The sequence below is a fragment of the Acidithiobacillus sp. AMEEHan genome (assembly GCF_030996345.1).
Taxonomy (GTDB): Bacteria; Pseudomonadota; Gammaproteobacteria; order Acidithiobacillales; family Acidithiobacillaceae; genus Igneacidithiobacillus.
Map to the genome: position 1 here is coordinate 680,001 of NZ_CP118747.1, position 17,112 is coordinate 697,112.

A 17,112-nucleotide genomic window follows, 5' to 3' on the forward strand; every position below is an offset into this window, starting at 1 on the left:
TGCGGTAAAATCTCCAATGAGAAACAGCAAGTCGTGCCCCAGATCCTGAAATTGGCGTGCCTTGTGTAGCAGAACCGTGTGACCGAGGTGGAGATCCGGTGCCGTTGGGTCCATACCCAGCTTGATCCGTAGCGGCCGTTTTTCATTTTCTGCTCGCTGCAATAGCGAGGCCAGACCACCCTCGGGCAGGATATCGGCTGCGCCGAGCTGCAATTGGCCTAAAGCTGTCGCGTGATCCATGTTACCTTCCATCTGCCAAATTCACGGGCGATGGTAGCATCGCTGCCGGCCTGGACGAAGCCAGGCGAGGCTCTCTTGCTACGGAAACGCCCGGAACCGCTCTCTTGGAAAATTATTTTATAGGAAATTTCTGGTGTTCCCGAGAGAACAGGGAAAATGCATTTTGGCACAGCAAACCAGCTAAAAAATATCCATCCCATCAGTCGTAATGTCCATTAACGATTGGTTTCCCAGACAATACGAGCAATGGCATGTGCCTTGCTTAGTAAGCCGCACATTCATAATCATAGGGGTGATACATGACCAGAACGAAACCGCTACTGCTATCAGGAGTCGTATCCGCCGCGCTCGCTGCCGGCTTCTTGTATGCCCCGGGGGCGGAGGCCGCCAACTGGTTCGAGCTGCAAGGCATCTCTCCGGCAAAGGCCCCGTTGTTTGGAGTATCGGGCTTTATCGAGCCGACAGTCTGGGCGCAACCCGGTACTGAAGATGGCCTGCTCCACGAGGTGCCCCACATTAATCAGATTGGGCCAGACTTCAGTCAGAACACCACCGCCGGGATTCTGCGCGCTCGCATCATGTTTCGCGGGAACCTGAACCCGAATATCTCCTATTTTGTCGCAGGCGAATTCGGCAATAACGGTTTTACCCACGTGCGCGGCGGGTATCAACCGGGTTTGATCGATGGTCACGTCACTTTCAGTTACATCCCCGGAGCCCGGGTGGAGGTGGGTTTGATTCGCGCCCCAAGTAGCGAAGGCGCCATGCAGGGCTTCATGAGTTATAACTATGTCATTAGCGCAACGGTCATCAACCAGTTGATGAACCAGCCCATGCTGAATTCTGCCTATGTCAGCAAGGATAGCCCCGCCGGCTACCTGATTCCCGGCACAGAAAAACTGGGGGTTAACGGATACCGATATCCCGGTGCCATGGTTTTTGACTGGTTTCGCAATGGCGCCTGGGAATTCACCTACGGCGCCATGGTCGGGATGTATGGCACCGTCGCTGCTGGGAACCAATCGAATGAGCCGATGGAAGCAGTACGCTTGCAAGAGGCGTACATTCTGGGCGGCAAGGGACCATTTCGCAGTGACATTCAGGGCGGCATCTGGTACCAGCACGCCGTGCCACGTTTTGATGGCGTCAATTATGACATGAATCGTTACGGCGCCGACTTGCAATACCTCCAGGGATATATGCATCCCTGGGGTCGGCAGTTCCGCTTTGAATATATGCGCGGCAATGGCTGGATCGATGCACCTGCTGCCTTCAACAAGGCCGACCTGAAACAGGCAGCCTTGTACCAGACCCAACTGTACCCGGGAATTGGCAACAAGGCCTGGGGATACATGGTGGAGGGCGGCTTGTTTTTGACCAAGCATATCGAGGTCAATTTGCGCTATGACTATTATAATCGCCTGCCCAATGATCCGGCACAGAATCGCATCTTCAAGACCTATGCCGTGGGCTTGCAGTATCACTTCACTCCGCTGACCAAGTTGATGGCGGGTTATTACTTCCGCACCCTGGATGTGCCGCATCCCAATGCGACCAGTGAGAGTGTGGCAAATTCCGTCGATAACGTCTTCGCTTTACAAGCCATGATCGCTTTCTGAGAGGTTTCCTATGCCAATTTTTCGCCGTTTTCTCCTTCTTCTCAGCGTCCCGGTGCTGCTGCTGTGCAGCAGTCTCCCGGCCTGGGCCAATGTATCGATGTTGCACGACTTCGACTTCAACAAGCCCACCTTCATTCATGATCACCCCTTTGCCAAGGCCAAGGTGGTGTTGCAGGTAAGTCAAGCCGACCCGGCGCGATGGAACCTCACTCTCAACAATGCGCAGAACCTGCTCAATTACTTTGGGCAAGAGCAAGTACAGATCGTGGTGGTCGCCTTCGGGCCCGGCATCAAAATGTATCTACCCAAAAACAAGGCCATTGCCGATCGAATTGCCGCCATCAATGCCGAAGGGGTGGAATTTGACGTCTGCCATAACAGCATGGAGGCTTTCAAGAAAAAGACCGGCCACTTGCCGCCCCTCGATCCATCGGTGGTCATCGTACCGGCGGGGATCGTGCGCATCATGCAGCTCGAATCCCATGGCTTTGACTACATAAAACCCTAATACAATCTTTCTCAGCCCGCTTGAGGTGGCCGCGCTTTGGGCCACCTTTTTTGTTAGCGAGAAAGTTCGCGTCCTAGGCCATATTTGAGGCGCCGCGCCGGGAGATACCAAAGCAGGCCATCAATCAGCATCAGGGCGCCCGCCCCCATGAGCAGGTACTCGGTGAAACTGTAGGGGCTCTCTCCCAGCAACTTGTGGATGGCGATGCCAAGGCCGATGAAAGCCACGCCGGTGCGGATCAACGAGAGCCCCGTGCGGGCGCGGGCATAGGAGGTCCGCTGACTGGAGGCGATGGTGCGCTGCGCCGCGAGGATGTTGCGCTCCCGCGCGAGATGGGTGCGTTCCTTACTTGCGGGCACCGGCCGCAACACCGAGCAATGGTTGGGAATGGCGGCAGCGAGCTTGGCGAGAGGACTGTCATCCTTGGCATGGATGGGCGCTTCTGGCAGATGATAGCGCTCGGTAAAGCGTATGTTCTCGATGGTGATGTCGAAAAGCTCCTTGCTGCAGGGGAGATCCATGCGCGCTTTACGTACCCGCAGGTAATCGACCAGGCCGATGAACGCCAGCAGAATGCCTACGAGCAGGATCGGCAGGTGATAGGGCGAGAGGACGTTGGCGGTCAGGTGGGTGAGGACGTTCGCCAAGGCGATCATGGCCAGCCCCCAGCGCAGCAGCTTCATGGAAGTCCGGGCCCGCGCATGCGCAGTACGATGGGCGGCGAGTTTGGTACGCCAGTGCGCCATGGTGTTGCGCCAGTAGGCAAGCCCTGTGCGCTCGATACCGATGAGCAGGGGCGCTTCGGCATGGAGATAATCCTGGATATACCAGGAGACATCCTCGCGCAGGGCAACGCGAAACTCATAGACAGACGCAGGCACACTCTTACGTACCGCATTGCGCATTTCCGCAGCGTTGGGATCGACGGCAGCAACGATCACCGTTTCCCCGACTTTGCGCACGGGAAACCATCCTTGGGTCCGCAGTTGCTTGGGGTCGAGACCGGCAAAGAGCTCCGTCGGCACCGGCAGCCGTTCGTCGTATTGGAGGAAGGCGCAGCCGTAGTAACGTGCCAGAGCCTCAAGAAGCGCGCAGCGCGACACCCCCAGCTCGTGCAGCAGGATGCGTTCGGTATGAATGCCGCGACGGGCAGCGCTGCGCTGGGCAACGTGCAGAGTCGCGGCGTCGAGGACGGCAGCGTCGACCAGCCCCTGGTAGGGGGAAGAGGATTCAGTCGTCATAGCGATAGAAAATGCGCTTCCAGGCGCTTTTGGGGAGACTGTAGTCAGCATCGGCAATCTCAAAATTCCCATCGACGAAAGGCGAACGGCGCTTGATGGCTTCGGCAGGGAGGTACCAACGCAGGCCATCGCCAATCAGGTAGAGGCCAATGATCACCAGGCTCAGGTCAAAGACAGTCCAAAGGATGTGGGCATGACCGGTAAAGTGAAAATAGACGAAGAGGCCGGCGCCCACGGTCATGACGCTGAAGCCGGTGCGCATGAAGGCCATACCCGTGCGCGAGCGCGCCATGATCGTGCGCAAACGCGACATGGCATTGCGCTTGTCGGCAAGGGTGGTGCGCTCGAGGGCCAGCCCAGTGGTGGCGTAGACGCCGGGAGCAGCATTGGCACCAGTGGCCTCAGCGACGGGGTCACCGCCGCCGGCATACAGGCAACGGGAAGCGAAAATGGTATCCCAGGGGCCGACCCTCTCCCAATTCTTACGAACCGCCTCGAGGGCACGGTTGGCCGCATGGCGACCAGGTCGATACCAGAGAAAGCCTTCGATCAACATCAAGGTGCCAATGACGATGAGGCTCGCATCGAAAATGGTCCAGGGTCCCAGGGCGAATTTGCGGGCGAAGCCAATGCCGATACCGGCAAAAGCCACCCCGGTGCGGGCAAAGGCGAGCCCAGTGCGGGCCTTGGCCATTTGCACCCGCAAGTAGGCGAGGATGGTGCGTTCCTCCGCCAGATCCGTCCGATCGTTGGCGAGAAAACGGCGCCTCTCCACCGGCGACAGGGCATCCCAATGCTGCCGTAGTGCCGTCGCCGTTGGGACGGTGGGGCTGCGCTCGAACTGCAGCTCCCCATGCTCGATGCGGACTTCCAACGCGCTGTACTCCTCGGGGACTGCATAGGGCGGATAGGCCTTGATCCGCACCGATTCCTGGCGTGCCGGCAGATACCAGAGGATCCCATCGACGATGGCAGCGACGCCAATGACGAGAAGGGGAAGCTCAAAAAGCAGAAGGTCGCCGCCACCAAAGAAGCGCAGAAAGGCGACAGCAATACTGATGAAGGTGAGACCCGTACGCGCTAGGGCCAATCCGGTGCGGCTGCGGGCAAACTGGGTGCGCTGTGCGGCATAGCGGGTGCGCAGCCCCGCCAGATAGGTGCGCACCTTGGCTAGAGGGGTGCGGCCACCGGAAACAGGAAAATGTTCGTTGAGATCGGCGCTGTTTTCGATCAGACGGATCAGATCGGCTGGGGTGGCCAAACGCAGCCGCAGTTCTTCGACCCCCAGGGTCGCGCGGATATGCTCCGCGAGCTGCGGATCTTCCGGGTTGCAAACGATTACCTCGGCACCGTCAGCATCCCAGCGGATGGGTAACCACAACTCCGCGCGCAGCGCATCGACATTCAGGCGACGGAGGATGGCTGCAGAGGCAGTCAGAGATTCATCGTATTCGACCGTGGGCCAGTCGTAGCGAGCAGACAGCTCCTGAAGTTGCAGATCTTTTTCTTGTAACCGTGCGTTAATCTTCGTACCTCTAATTCTTGTACAACAGCATGTGCCGCGGCGTGAGCCGGGTCGGGAAACGGGTGACGAGTCTGTTCCCTTCTATATTGTATGCAAAACAGTAGCTTTCTTACCAACAACCGCGGTTGATAGGCGATTTAGATTCACTTATGAGATGGCGGTGGCATGTAGCCCCGGAAAAAGCGTGGACAATCCATTGGCGAGAAAGGTGACGGCAATCGCCGCGAGAATCAGACCAAAAATCCGGGTCGAGATATTGATCCCGGTAACCCCCATTCTGTTGCTCAAGGGTTCGGCAAGGCGCAGGGCCGCATAGGCCACCAGACTAATGATCAGAATATCGACGACCAGGAGACCGCTGGCCAGCCACGAATTGCTGCGATTGTGCGCGATGATGACGGTGACCATGGTGCCCGGTCCAGCGAGCAGAGGAACAGCCAACGGTACTACCGCCACCGCCTCTTTCTGCATCCCCTCTGCCGCCTCTTCCGGGGTATGTTTGTAGCGCCCTCCAGACTTGGCCTGCAGCATATTGAACGCGAGCAACATCAGAATCATCCCACCTGCGACCTGAAAAGCGGCGATGCTGATCCCAAAAAAATGCAGGATGTATTCCCCCAGAAAGGCGGAAACCAACAGCACCACTGCTACCGCTCGCGCCGCCATCTTCGCCGTCTGCAGGCGCTGCTGCGGAGTCTCATCGTTGGTGAGAGCAATGAAGATGGGCACGGCGCCAATCGGGTTCAGAATAGCCAACAGTGCGATCAGAGTGCGCAACGCGCCGTGGATATCTGCACTAAGCAAGTCCGTGTACCTCTGTAAGAAAGAATGCGGCGAGCAGATGGTACTCCCTTGTATTGGCAAGGGCGAGAACATACTTATAATAAGCCGATTGGGGTAAGAGAAGGAGTGGTATCGATGCCAACTTACGAATATGTATGCAAGGAATGCGGGCATCAGCTCAGCGCCGAGCAGAAAATGTCCGACCCGCGTCTGGTCGATTGTCCGGCCTGCGGCAAGCCCGGACTGGAGCGGCAACTCAGCGCCGGCGGCTTTGCTCTCAAAGGCAACGGCTGGTATGCAACGGATTTCAAGGGTTCCAGCAAAACGACCAAGAGCGAGGAGAGCAGCGCCAACGCGGCACCGCCGTGTGCGGGCGGCGCCTGCGCTTGTCATTGACGTAGAGCGTCGGGAGCGACACCATTAGCGGGCCCTCTCGGGCCCTCAATTTTTTGGCCAGGATACACCCTCATGCGCAGTCATTATTGTCACCAGGTTACGGAACAACAAATCGGCGAGTCGGTCACCCTCTGCGCCTGGGTGCAACGGCGGCGCGACCATGGCGGGGTGATCTTTCTCGATCTGCGCGATCGTGAGGGTCTGGTGCAGGTGGTGGTCGATCCCGATCGCCCGTCGGCGTTTGCCAGCGCCGAAGGCTGTCGTTCGGAATTCGTGTTGCGCGTTGCCGGCAAGGTGCGCGCACGTCCTGCCGGGACGGAAAACCCACATTTGGCGAGTGGCAAGGTAGAGGTTCTGGCGGACGAAATCGAAATTCTGAGCCGCGCCGATGCCTTGCCCTTTCCGTTGGATGAAGAGGGCATCAGCGAAAATCTGCGTCTGCAATATCGCTACCTCGATCTCCGCCGACCACAGATGCTGCAGAACTTGCGTCTGCGCCATCGAGTCACCCGCTATCTGCGTAGTTACCTCGACGAAGCCGGCTGCATCGATGTGGAAACTCCGGTGCTAACGCGCTCTACACCTGAAGGCGCGCGCGACTATCTGGTACCCTCGCGCACCTACCCCGGGGAATTCTTCGCCCTGCCACAGAGCCCGCAACTCTTCAAACAGTTGTTGATGGTGGCGGGATTCGATCGCTACTACCAGATCACCAAGTGCTTCCGTGACGAAGACCTGCGCGCCGATCGGCAGCCAGAATTTACACAGATCGATATCGAGCTCTCCTTTGTCGAAGAGAAGGACGTCATGGCCTTGGCCGAGCCCATGATTCGCGGCCTGTTCCGGGATGTCTTGCAGGCAGAATTGCCGGATCCCTTTCCCCATATGACCTACGCCGAGGCCATGCAGCGCTTTGGCGTGGATCGCCCAGACCTGCGCAATCCGCTGGAACTGACTGAGCTGACCGATCTGATGCGCAGTGTCGAATTCAAGGTTTTTCGCGCCGCTGCCGATGCGCCGCGCGGCCGCGTGGCCTGTCTGCGCGTGCCCGGGGGTGCTAGCCTCAGTCGCACGCAGATCGATGCTTATACTGACTTTGTCGCCATCTACGGCGCCAAAGGCTTGGCTTGGATCAAGGTCAACGATCGTGCGGCGGGGACAGCGGGTTTGCAGTCCCCCATCGTCAAGTTCCTCTCGGAAGAGGTGCTACAGGAGATTTTGCAGCGTAGCAAGGCTGAGGATGGCGACATCCTCTTCTTCGGCGCCGACCGCGCCAAGGTGGTCAACGAAGCCCTGGGCAATCTGCGCAACCGGGTCGGGGAGGATCTCGGGCTGCTGCAGGCAGGATGGAAACCGGTCTGGATCACCGACTTTCCGATGTTCGAGTACGACGACAAGGAAAATCGTTGGACGTCCACCCATCATCCCTTCACGGCCCCGCAGTCGGCGGATCTCGAGGCCCTGCGCCGGGATCCCGAACATGCTCTGGCGCGTGCCTATGACCTGGTGTTGAATGGCAATGAAATCGGCGGCGGCAGTATCCGTATCCACCGCCATGACGTGCAGCAGGAAGTTTTTTCTGCCCTGGGGATCGGTCCCGAAGAGGCGCAGGACAAATTCGCCTTCCTCCTCGACGCGTTGCGCTTTGGTGCGCCACCCCATGGCGGCATGGCCTTCGGGCTCGATCGCCTGGTAATGTTGATGAGTGGCAGCGACACCATCCGTGACGTCATCGCCTTCCCCAAGACGCAAAAGGCCGGTTGCCTGCTCACCGCAGCACCCAGCCCGGTAGCAGATCGGCAGTTACAGGAGCTTGGCATCCGGCTGCGGCCGGGGGTCGGAGATGGGCTACAAAATCCCTAAGTCGGTACTCATACTCGTTCATACCACGGCACAGGTGTTGCTGCTGGAACGGGTGCGGCCTCAAGGTTTTTGGCAGTCGGTCACCGGCAGCCTGGAGCCGGGAGAGGACTGGCGCCAGGCGGCGGAGCGGGAGCTTGGGGAAGAGACCGGCTTTGCTGCCACTGGCCTGATCGACACCGGCGTGCGTAACCGTTTTCCCATCGTTCCGCCCTGGTCGGAGCGCTACGCGCCCGGGGTGAAAGAGAACGAAGAGCGAATCTTCACCCTCTGCCTGGCAAGGACGGCACCGCCACGCCTGCGTCCAGAGGAGCATTGCGCCTTTGCCTGGTTGTCGCCCGCCGAAGCGGCGGAACGCTGCGGCTCGTGGACCAACCGCAACGCCATCATTCGCCTCTTCGGCAACCTTGACGCCGGGCGTGCGGCCTCTTAGCTTGAGGGATTCGGGGTGGACGGGACGGGGATAGCAGTGACAGTCGACACGGTGCAATTTCGCGGACGCAACGAGGCGGCGGAACTCGATACCCGGATTCGCGTCGCCAAGGCGGCGCTGGGCTCGCGTGCCGTCATTCTCGGACACCACTACCAGCGCGAGGAAGTGTATCGCCACGCAGATTTTCACGGCGATTCGCTGCAACTGTCGCGGGCAGCCGCCGAGCTGGACGCCGAACATATCGTATTTTGCGGGGTCCACTTCATGGCCGAGGTAGCCGATATCCTCAGCCGCCCCGAGCAGAAAAGCATCCTGCCCGACCTACAGGCAGGCTGCGCAATGGCCGACATGGCAAATATCGAGCAGGTAGAGCGCGCCTGGGAGGAGCTGCGCACTGTCCTGGATCCCGAGGTGGAAATCACGCCCGTCACCTATGTCAACTCGAGCGCCGAAATCAAGGCCTTCTGTGGGCGGCATGGTGGCACGGTCTGTACCTCCTCCAATGCGCGCAAAATTCTCGACTGGGGCTTCCACCAGCGTCCCAAAGCCTTCTTTTTCCCCGATCAGCATCTGGGGCGCTGGACTGGGCATCAATTGGGCATTCCCCTGCGCGAGATGCCGGTCTGGGATCCCGAACTCCCTCTGGGTGGCCTTGCAGCGGAAGAGATTCGTCAAGCAAAGATCCTGCTCTGGAAAGGGCACTGCTCGGTACATCAGATGTTCCAGCCCATTCATATCGAACGCTGGCGCGCCGCGCATCCCCACGGCAAGGTCATTGCTCACCCCGAGGCTGCCTTTGAGGTCTGCTCTATGGCCGATGCTGTCGGTTCCACGGATTTCATCCTGAAAACCGTGAAGGCCGCGGAACCCGGCAGCGAGTGGCTGGTGGGCACGGAGATCAATCTGGTCACCCGCCTGGCGGAGGAGGTACGTCCCGAGGGGAAGACCGTGGAGTTCATGTCTCCCATGGTCTGCATGTGCTCAACCATGTTTCGCATCGACCCCGAGCAGTTGGCGCTGACGTTGGAGGAATTGGTCGCCGGTCGCGAGCGCAATGTCATTCGCGTGCCCGAGCAGACCGCCGCAGAGGCACGGATCGCCCTGCAACGCATGCTGGAGCAGTCCTGAGCACGATGGTGCTGGCGGCTGCCGCCGACCAGATCGGTAACTGGACGGTTTTGCAACGTGCCCTACATCGTGGCATCGTCTGTTATGCGCGGAGGTACCAAGGCAGCCATTGGGACGCCAGCACGGTTCCCGCGTCCGGCGCCGCCATCATCGCCTGCAATCATCTCTCGGTACTTGACCCCCTGCTGCTCATTGCCAGCAATCAGCGCTTGATTTCCTTTCTGGTGGCACAGGAATACTACGATCTGCGCTGGCTGCGCCCTTGGCTGGACCTCAGCGCGTGTATCCCGGTGCGCCGCGACGGCCGCGACCTACGCGCGCTGTTGCAGGCGCGTCGGCTACTGCAGAACGGGCGGGTTCTCGGTATCTTTCCCGAAGGCGGCATCGCCCGCGGCGGGATGGAAAAGGGCTTGGCCTGGCTGGTACGCGAGAGCGCCGCACCCGTGGTCCCCGCCCGCATCCTGGGCGTGCGCCAGTACTCCTCTGACTGGCAGACCTGGCTGCGGCGTCAGCATCCCGTACTGCGCTACGGAGTTCCCCTGCATTTTCATCCGGATGCCGATGCCGGCGAGATCCTCGGCGCGACCCGCAGCGCCATCACCACCCTGGCATGACGTTTGCGTGACATTTGGGCTATCATGCGCGCTATCAGCGAGTTGTGAAGATTCAGGAGTTGCTTATGTCCGGTCATAGCAAATGGTCCACCATCAAATTCAAGAAGGCACTCAAAGACGCCAAACGAGGCAAGATCTTTACCCGCCTCATTCGCGAAATCACCGTAGCGGCGCGCGCCGGTGGTGGTGACCCCGGCAGCAACTCTCGGCTACGTCTGGCCCTCGACAAGGCTTATGCGGCCAATATGGCCAAGGATACCGTGGAGCGCGCCGTCAAGCGGGGCACTGGAGAGCTGGAGGGCGTGGACTACGAGGAGGTCACCTATGAAGGCTACGGCCCCGGTGGTGTCGCCATCCTGGTGGAGACGATGACGGACAACAAGGTGCGCACGGTGGCCGAGATTCGCCATATTTTCTCGAAGCGGGGGGGCAATATGGGCACCGCAGGCTCGGTGGCCTACCAATTCAAAAAACGGGTTTTGCTCACCTTCCCCGCCGATGCCGACGAAGACCGTATTTTGGAGGCGGCCCTGGAGGCCGGGGCGGAAGATGTGGTCAATGAGGGGGAACGGATCGCCGTGTATACCGCGCCCACCGACCTGCACGCAGTGACCCAGGCACTGGCAGATGCCGGGCTGCAACCCGAGGATAGCGAGATCACCATGATCCCCGAGAACACGATCGAAGTCCGTGGCGAGGAGGCGGAGAAACTCCTGCGCCTGATCGAGTTTCTGGAGGAAAATGACGACGTGCAGAACGTCTACGCCAATTACGAGCTGAGCGAAGAGGAGATGGCGCGGCTGGAGGCAGCGGCATCCTGAGAAGCGGTCAGCGACGAATAACCCCCAGCAGCCATGCAGCGTATCATCGGCATCGACCCCGGCTCCCTGCGCACCGGCTACGGCATCATCGAGGCTGATTCCGCAGGGCGTCTGCGCCATATCGCCCACGGCTGCATCAACCTCTCCGGGCAAGCATTTCTGCAGCGAATCGCCGTTATCCACCAAAGTCTGCAGCAGGTACTTCGCGATTTTTCGCCCCAGAGCGCTGCCGTAGAACAGGTCTTTCTCGCACGCAATGCCGATTCCGCGCTGAAACTCGGCCAGGCCCGCGGCGCGGCGCTGGTCGCCCTCTTGGAGCATAATTTACCGGTTTCCGAATATACGGCGCTGCAAATCAAAAAGGCGACCGTTGGCGCCGGTCACGCCGACAAGACCCAGGTGGAGCACATGGTGCGTCGTCTCCTCGGCGTGCACGAGGCGATCCAGGCCGACGCCGCCGATGCCCTGGCCTGTGCCATCTGCCACGCCCACAGTGCTGGCACGCAACTTTTTTGGCAGACCCGCGAGGTCGTTGGTCGATGATCACCAGTCTGCACGGCAATATTCTGCAACGCCGACCACCCTGGCTGTGGCTCGATGTCTCGGGGGTGGGCTACGAAATCGAGATGCCCCTGTCCAGTTTCTATCGGCTCCCCGCCGAGGGAAGTCCGTTACAGGTATTCACGCATTTTGTCGTGCGCGAGGACGCGCAGCTGCTTTATGGCTTCTTGACCCTCGACGAGCGCGAACTCTTTCGTCTGCTGATCAAGGTCAACGGCATTGGCGGCAAGGTGGCCCTCGCCTGCCTCGCAGGTCTGGAAGTCGGGCAGTTACGCAAGGCATTGCTTCTGGGAGATAAAAGGCAGCTCACCGCCATCCCCGGCATTGGGGCCAAAACGGCCGAGCGCATGATCATTGAGTTGCAGGACAAGATCGCCGGCGGCGGCGCCACCCTGGAGCCTGACACGCTGGCCAGCGATCCCAAACAGGAGGCGATCGCCGCCCTGCAGAGCCTGGGTTACAAGGCCATTGAGGCGCAACGGGTAGTCGATGGATTGTCGGGAGAACTCCCCATCGAAGAACTGATTCGTCAATCTTTACAAATTCTTGCGCGTCGCTAGCGGGAACTTTGTCAGCCATGAGTACTCCCAGCGCCATGAACCGAGACCACTTGAGTGCCACCGAGCAAGCGGGGGACAAGATCGATCACGCCCTACGTCCACGGCTGCTACGGGAATATCTGGGGCAGGAACGCCTGCGCGAGTCCTTGTCGCTGTTCATCGACGCGGCGCGGCAGCGGCAGGAGGCACTGGACCACGTCCTGCTCTTTGGCCCCCCGGGACTTGGCAAGACGACGCTGGCACACATCATTGCCCAGGAGATGGGCGCCGGCCTCAAGGTGACCTCTGGCCCGATCCTCGACAAAGCCGGCGATCTCGCCGCCATCCTCACCAATTTGCAGCCCCATGATGTTCTTTTTGTGGACGAGATCCACCGCCTGAGTCCGGTGGTGGAGGAAATCCTCTACCCGGCCCTGGAAGATTTCGAGCTCGACATCCTGATTGGCGAAGGTCCGGCGGCACGATCCATCAAGATCGGTTTGCCTCCTTTTACCCTGATCGGCGCCACCACCCGCGCCGGGCTCCTATCTTCGCCGCTGCGCGACCGCTTTGGTATCAGCTTTCATTTGGAGTTTTACAGCATCGACGAGCTGAGTCGCATCGTCGCACGTTCGGCTGGCATTCTCCAAGTGCCAGCCGCCGCTGAAGGTGTGCGCGAGATTGCCGCGCGTGCCCGCGGCACCCCGCGCATCGCCAACCGACTGCTGCGCCGGGTGCGCGATTATGCCCAGGTGCGCGGCAATGGCACGATCGATCATGCCACCGCCCGCGCCGCCCTGGAGCTGATGGAGGTGGATGAGCACGGCTTTGATCCCCAGGATCGCCGCCTGCTCGGCATCATCATCGAGCGTTTTGGCGGGGGACCGGTGGGGGTGGAGAGCCTGGCCGCTGCCCTGGGCGAGGATCGCGGCACCATCGAGGATGTGCTCGAACCTTTTCTCATTCAATCCGGCTATTTGATTCGCACGCCTCGTGGCCGTTGTGCGACTGCACAGAGCTACCTCGCCTTAGGACTGCCAAGACCGGAATCGGGGCAGTCCGGGAGCCTCTTCGATGCCGGCTAGCTCCCCGCCACAAGGCCACTTTGCCGTGCGCGTATATTATGAAGATACGGATCACGGCGGCGTGGTGTATCATGCCAATTATTTGCGCTTTATGGAGCGCGCCCGCACGGAAATGTTACGCGATAGGGGCCTGGAGCTGGACCAGTTGGAACAGAAAGAGGGTGTGATTTTTGCCGTGCGCCGCGCGCGCCTCGACTTCCGCGCCCCGGCCCGCTTCAACGACCTGCTGGAGATCGAGACCCAAATTGACGAGGTTCGTCCGTTGCGCATGCGTTTTACCCAGCGGGTTGCACGTGCCGGTATTCTGCTATGTCTGGGCGAGGTCGAAGTCGCCTGCCTGGCAGCGACCAATTTTCGCCCTACCCCATACCCGGGCACGTGCTGCGTGCCTTCTTCCCCAACCATCCCTGAACACGAGACCTCATGGACACCACTGCCTCAGCCCAGCATCTATCTCTCAGCCACCTGATCCTGCACGCCAGCCCCGTCGTGCAAGGTATCCTACTCTTATTGCTGATCGCATCCGTTGTGTCGTGGTTCGTCATCTTTCAGAAAGGGATGGTGTTCTCCAGCGCACATCGGGCCCTGAAACGCTTCGAGAAACGCTTTTGGAGCGGCGGCGAAATGGCCCAGATCTACCAGAATGTGAGCAACAATCCACAGTTGGAAATGGGCGCCGGAAGTATTTTCTGCGCCGGCTACGAAGAATTTCAGCGACAGCGTAAGGGGCACGCTGCCGATGCCTTGGATGCCGCTCGGCGTGCCATGCGCGGTGCCCAGATCCGCGAGATTGGCCAGCTGGAGAGCAACCTGCCCCTGCTCGCTTCAATCTCTTCCGTGGCCCCCTTCGTCGGACTGCTGGGCACGGTCTGGGGCATCATGACCACCTTCATGAACATCGGTATGGCACAACAAGCAACCTTGGCAGCGGTGGCACCACCGGTCGCCGAGGCGCTGATCGCAACGCTCGCGGGTCTGTTCGCGGCCATTCCGGCGACCTTTTTCTATAACCGCTTCGTGCATCGATTGGATGAACTCGACGCGCATTATGAAGTCTTCATGGACGAGTTCACCAACATCCTGCATCGCCAGCTACCCGAGAGCAAAGCATGAGAAGCCGAAAGCGCCGTCGTCTGCTGGCCGAGATGAACGTCGTGCCCTACATCGACGTATCGCTGGTCCTCCTGGTGATTTTCATGCTCTCGGCACCGCTCTTGACCCAGGGCGTCAACGTCAATCTGCCCAAAGGCGTGAGCAAACCAGTTCCGGATAAAACCCCGCCTGTCGTCATCTCGGTAGCCAAGGATGGCAAGCTCGATCTCCAGTACAAGGATCAACACCTGAGCCCGCAACTGCAGAACCTGGCGAACTCCATAGAGAAGATCGGCGCCGGTAATCCAGCGCAGCTGCAGGTGCTGGTGGGTGGCGATGCCCATGCGGACTACGGCAAGGTAATGGCGGTCATGGCGGCCCTGCAGCAGGCGGGCATTTCTCACGTGGGCCTACTTACCCGACCGGAACGGCATTGAACGAGCAACCCCGCATCCTGCCGTTACTGCTGGCCGTCGTCCTCAATGTGGCGGTCCTGGTGGCCTTGTTCTGGACCTTCCATGTCAATATCCCGGCCGCCGGGCATGCTGCCATGCAGGCGACCCTGGAGAGCACTTTACCAAGCCCGGCCCCCGCACCAGCGGTAAAGCCTGCACCCGTCCCCGCACCAGCTCCCCAGCCAGCGCCACGACCGATGCCAAAGCCTGCCCCAGCGCCAAAGCCCATGCCTAAGCCTGAGCCAAAGCCAGCGCCGCAGCCTGCCGAACCCTCGCCCAGTCAGCTTGCAAAGCAGGCGCGAGAAGCTGCCGCCAAGCTCGCGGCGGAGCGGGCCGCAGCGGAAAGACACGCGGAGGAACTAGCCGCCCGACGGGCCGCCGCACAAAAAGCGGCGGCGGAGAAAGCTGCGGCGCAAAAAGCAGCAGAGGAACGGGCGGCCAAGGAGGCAGCCCAAGAAGCAGCCAAGAAAGCTGCGGCAGAGAAGGCGGCAGCGGCCCGCGCTGCGGCGCTGAAGAAGCAACTGGCCGAGGAAGCGGCCAAGGCTGCCCAAGCGGCGCGGGCCAAGGCCCTTCAGCAGCAATTGGAGGCCCAGGCAAAGGCGCAGGCCGAGGCCAATCTGGCGGCAGCAAAGGCACAGCAGGCCGCCGAAGATCAGCGCCTGGCCGCCCTCTTTGGCCAGAAAATCCAGCGTCGAGTATACCGCGCCTGGGATACCACCTTTGCCGCATCCTTGAACTGTGAGGTGGCCATCGAACTGACGCCAACGGGCGCGATCATCGGTCAGCCGCGCGTGGTCAGCGGCAGCGGCAATCCAGCCTTTGATCAGGCAGTGATTCGCGCCGTCGAAGCTGCGGCACCTTTTGTCCCTCCCATTGGTCTACCCTACAGCGCCTACAAAAGCGTCGTCATCCGATTCAACGCCGAGGATCTCAACCATGCGTAAGAGCGTCATCGTATTTTTCCTGGGACTGTTAGCCCTCGCTTTCGTTTTGCCCAGCGAGGCGGCCCTGACCGTGCAGGTGACCAAGAGCGTCTCCACGGCCTTGCCGATTGCCATTCCCTCGTTCGGCCCTGGCATTGCCGGGCAGCCGACTGTAGCTGACGTGGTACGGGCCGACCTCAGCCACAGCGGCCTATTCCGGGTTCTCAGCCCCGCCAGCTATCCGAGTGACCCGCAGACTCCAGGTGCGGTGCAGTCCAGCGCTTGGACCGGCATCGGTGCCACTGGTCTCGCCGTCGGCGCGGTGGAAAAAAGCGCAGCGGGTTACACGGTCACCGTTTACGTCTACAACGTCGCCACCGGGCAGGAGCTCGCCGCCAAACGCTTCACCTGTTCCCCGGCAGAACTGCACATGACCGCGCATCACGTAGCCGACGTGATCTATCAGGCATTCACCGGAAAACCCGGACCTTTTGCCAGCCGCATCGCCTACGTGCGCCAGGTCGGGCCTGAATATTCTCTGATCGTGGCAGAGTCGGACGGCTGGAATCCGCATGTGGTGGTACAGGGACGCATGCCCTTGCTCTCTCCGGTATGGTCCCCGAACAACCAGCGTCTGGCTTATGTAACGTATGTAAATTCGCGGGCGACCATCTTCGTGCAGGATCTCGCCACCGGCAGGCGTCAGGCCATCGCTCCGGGAGGTCAGATCGTCAGTGCGCCCAGCTTCTCCCCCAACGGAGAAGAACTCGCCTACGCCCGCTCGGAAGGTGGCGAGACCAATATCTTCACCGTCGACCTGAGTACTGGACAGCGGCAACAATTGACCCACGGCGGCAGTATCAACACTTCCCCCAGCTGGTCTCCCAATGGTGGGCAAATCGCCTTCGTGTCGGACCGAGACGGCGGTCCGCAGATCTTTGTCATGAACGCCCAAGGTGGCGGCCAACACCGTATCAGCTATAGCGGCAACTACAATGCGAGCCCGGCTTTCTCCCCCAATGGCCAGCGCATCGCCTTCATCCACCGTACCGATGGCGTTTATGCTCTGGCGGTGATGAACGCCTCGGGCGGCGACCTGAAGGTCCTCGATGCCCAGGGCAACTGTGACCACCCAAGCTTTGCCGACAATGGCGAAATGGTGATCTATGGCACCCACCGCGGCGGCCGTAAGGTTCTGGCAGAAGCCAGTGTCGACGGTCGCACCCTGGCCATACTGCACGGTGCGGGCGAGGACAGCCAGCCCGCTTGGTCGCACTGAAGACGATAAG

Annotated in this window: 20 protein-coding genes (1 of these 20 cut by a window edge); 16 read left to right on the forward strand and 4 right to left on the reverse strand. The window is 60.3% G+C overall.

Features of this window, described 5'->3' with window-relative positions; all coding sequences use genetic code 11:
• Positions 1 to 240, reverse strand: the beginning of a protein-coding gene (gene tyrS, locus ORD17_RS03510) for a tyrosine--tRNA ligase (protein WP_308389507.1). The gene continues 969 nt to the left of window position 1, outside the view; the window shows 240 of its 1,209 coding nt (coding positions 1–240); the start codon lies at positions 238 to 240; its stop codon lies beyond the left edge, outside the window.
• Positions 241 to 539: 299 nt separating this feature from the next.
• Between tyrS and ORD17_RS03515 the strand changes: the two genes are divergently transcribed.
• Both ORD17_RS03515 and ORD17_RS03520 read left to right on the forward strand, forming a co-directional pair.
• Positions 540 to 1,859, forward strand: a complete 1,320-nt coding sequence (locus tag ORD17_RS03515) for a porin (protein ID WP_308389508.1) — start codon at positions 540 to 542, stop codon at positions 1,857 to 1,859.
• A 10-nt stretch (positions 1,860 to 1,869) separates the two neighbouring features.
• A complete protein-coding gene (locus tag ORD17_RS03520; RefSeq protein WP_308389509.1) occupies positions 1,870 to 2,367 on the forward strand; it encodes a DsrE family protein in 498 nt (165 codons plus the stop codon).
• Positions 2,368 to 2,420: 53 nt separating this feature from the next.
• Here the strand turns inward: ORD17_RS03520 and ORD17_RS03525 are convergent, their stop codons facing one another.
• The 3 genes from ORD17_RS03525 to ORD17_RS03535 form a co-directional block, all read right to left on the reverse strand.
• Positions 2,421 to 3,608 (reverse strand): type II secretion protein, encoded by a 1,188-nt coding sequence (locus ORD17_RS03525; RefSeq protein WP_308389510.1) that lies wholly within the window; start codon positions 3,606 to 3,608, stop codon positions 2,421 to 2,423.
• Complete coding sequence (locus ORD17_RS03530) at positions 3,598 to 5,148, reverse strand: hypothetical protein (protein ID WP_308390045.1); 1,551 nt, start codon at positions 5,146 to 5,148, stop codon at positions 3,598 to 3,600. Before ORD17_RS03530 ends, ORD17_RS03525 begins: the two co-directional genes overlap by 11 nt.
• A gap of 132 nt (positions 5,149 to 5,280) precedes the next feature.
• On the reverse strand, positions 5,281 to 5,937 hold the full coding sequence (locus ORD17_RS03535) for an NAAT family transporter (protein WP_308389511.1): 657 nt from the start codon (positions 5,935 to 5,937) through the stop codon (positions 5,281 to 5,283).
• A 114-nt stretch (positions 5,938 to 6,051) separates the two neighbouring features.
• Between ORD17_RS03535 and ORD17_RS03540 the strand changes: the two genes are divergently transcribed.
• The 14 genes from ORD17_RS03540 to tolB all read left to right on the forward strand — a co-directional run bounded on the left by ORD17_RS03540 (position 6,052) and on the right by tolB (position 17,102).
• Positions 6,052 to 6,312 carry an FmdB family zinc ribbon protein gene (locus tag ORD17_RS03540; RefSeq protein ID WP_308389512.1) on the forward strand — a complete coding sequence of 87 codons (261 nt, stop codon included), beginning with the start codon at positions 6,052 to 6,054 and terminating at the stop codon, positions 6,310 to 6,312.
• A 72-nt stretch (positions 6,313 to 6,384) separates the two neighbouring features.
• Positions 6,385 to 8,175 (forward strand): aspartate--tRNA ligase, encoded by a 1,791-nt coding sequence (gene aspS, locus ORD17_RS03545; RefSeq protein ID WP_308389513.1) that lies wholly within the window; start codon positions 6,385 to 6,387, stop codon positions 8,173 to 8,175.
• Positions 8,156 to 8,605, forward strand: coding sequence for a dihydroneopterin triphosphate diphosphatase (gene nudB, locus ORD17_RS03550; RefSeq protein WP_308389514.1), 450 nt, complete (start codon positions 8,156 to 8,158; stop codon positions 8,603 to 8,605). Before aspS ends, nudB begins: the two co-directional genes overlap by 20 nt.
• A 36-nt stretch (positions 8,606 to 8,641) precedes the next feature.
• The gene (gene nadA / locus ORD17_RS03555) at positions 8,642 to 9,733 is read left to right on the forward strand and encodes a quinolinate synthase NadA (protein WP_308389515.1); all 1,092 of its coding nucleotides are present in this window, start codon (positions 8,642 to 8,644) and stop codon (positions 9,731 to 9,733) included.
• Between the two features lie 5 nt (positions 9,734 to 9,738).
• Complete coding sequence (locus ORD17_RS03560) at positions 9,739 to 10,347, forward strand: lysophospholipid acyltransferase family protein (protein ID WP_308389516.1); 609 nt, start codon at positions 9,739 to 9,741, stop codon at positions 10,345 to 10,347.
• Between the two features lie 65 nt (positions 10,348 to 10,412).
• Positions 10,413 to 11,168 carry a YebC/PmpR family DNA-binding transcriptional regulator gene (locus ORD17_RS03565; protein WP_308389517.1) on the forward strand — a complete coding sequence of 252 codons (756 nt, stop codon included), beginning with the start codon at positions 10,413 to 10,415 and terminating at the stop codon, positions 11,166 to 11,168.
• Positions 11,169 to 11,201: 33 nt separating this feature from the next.
• Positions 11,202 to 11,711 (forward strand): crossover junction endodeoxyribonuclease RuvC, encoded by a 510-nt coding sequence (gene ruvC / locus ORD17_RS03570; protein ID WP_308389518.1) that lies wholly within the window; start codon positions 11,202 to 11,204, stop codon positions 11,709 to 11,711.
• Positions 11,708 to 12,289 (forward strand): Holliday junction branch migration protein RuvA, encoded by a 582-nt coding sequence (ruvA, locus tag ORD17_RS03575; protein ID WP_308389519.1) that lies wholly within the window; start codon positions 11,708 to 11,710, stop codon positions 12,287 to 12,289. The genes ruvC and ruvA overlap by 4 nt, the downstream gene beginning before the upstream one ends.
• Positions 12,290 to 12,324: 35 nt before the next feature.
• The gene (ruvB, locus tag ORD17_RS03580) at positions 12,325 to 13,353 is read left to right on the forward strand and encodes a Holliday junction branch migration DNA helicase RuvB (protein ID WP_308390046.1); all 1,029 of its coding nucleotides are present in this window, start codon (positions 12,325 to 12,327) and stop codon (positions 13,351 to 13,353) included.
• Positions 13,343 to 13,822 (forward strand): tol-pal system-associated acyl-CoA thioesterase, encoded by a 480-nt coding sequence (ybgC, locus tag ORD17_RS03585; RefSeq protein WP_308389520.1) that lies wholly within the window; start codon positions 13,343 to 13,345, stop codon positions 13,820 to 13,822. Before ruvB ends, ybgC begins: the two co-directional genes overlap by 11 nt.
• Positions 13,777 to 14,466 (forward strand): protein TolQ, encoded by a 690-nt coding sequence (tolQ, locus tag ORD17_RS03590; RefSeq protein ID WP_308389521.1) that lies wholly within the window; start codon positions 13,777 to 13,779, stop codon positions 14,464 to 14,466. Before ybgC ends, tolQ begins: the two co-directional genes overlap by 46 nt.
• Entirely contained in the window at positions 14,463 to 14,882 is a 420-nt protein-coding gene (gene tolR / locus ORD17_RS03595; RefSeq protein ID WP_308389522.1) for a protein TolR, read from the forward strand. The genes tolQ and tolR overlap by 4 nt, the downstream gene beginning before the upstream one ends.
• Positions 14,879 to 15,844 carry a cell envelope integrity protein TolA gene (gene tolA, locus ORD17_RS03600; RefSeq protein ID WP_308389523.1) on the forward strand — a complete coding sequence of 322 codons (966 nt, stop codon included), beginning with the start codon at positions 14,879 to 14,881 and terminating at the stop codon, positions 15,842 to 15,844. Before tolR ends, tolA begins: the two co-directional genes overlap by 4 nt.
• A complete protein-coding gene (gene tolB / locus ORD17_RS03605; protein ID WP_308389524.1) occupies positions 15,837 to 17,102 on the forward strand; it encodes a Tol-Pal system beta propeller repeat protein TolB in 1,266 nt (421 codons plus the stop codon). The genes tolA and tolB overlap by 8 nt, the downstream gene beginning before the upstream one ends.
• Positions 17,103 to 17,112: the final 10 nt, after the last annotated feature.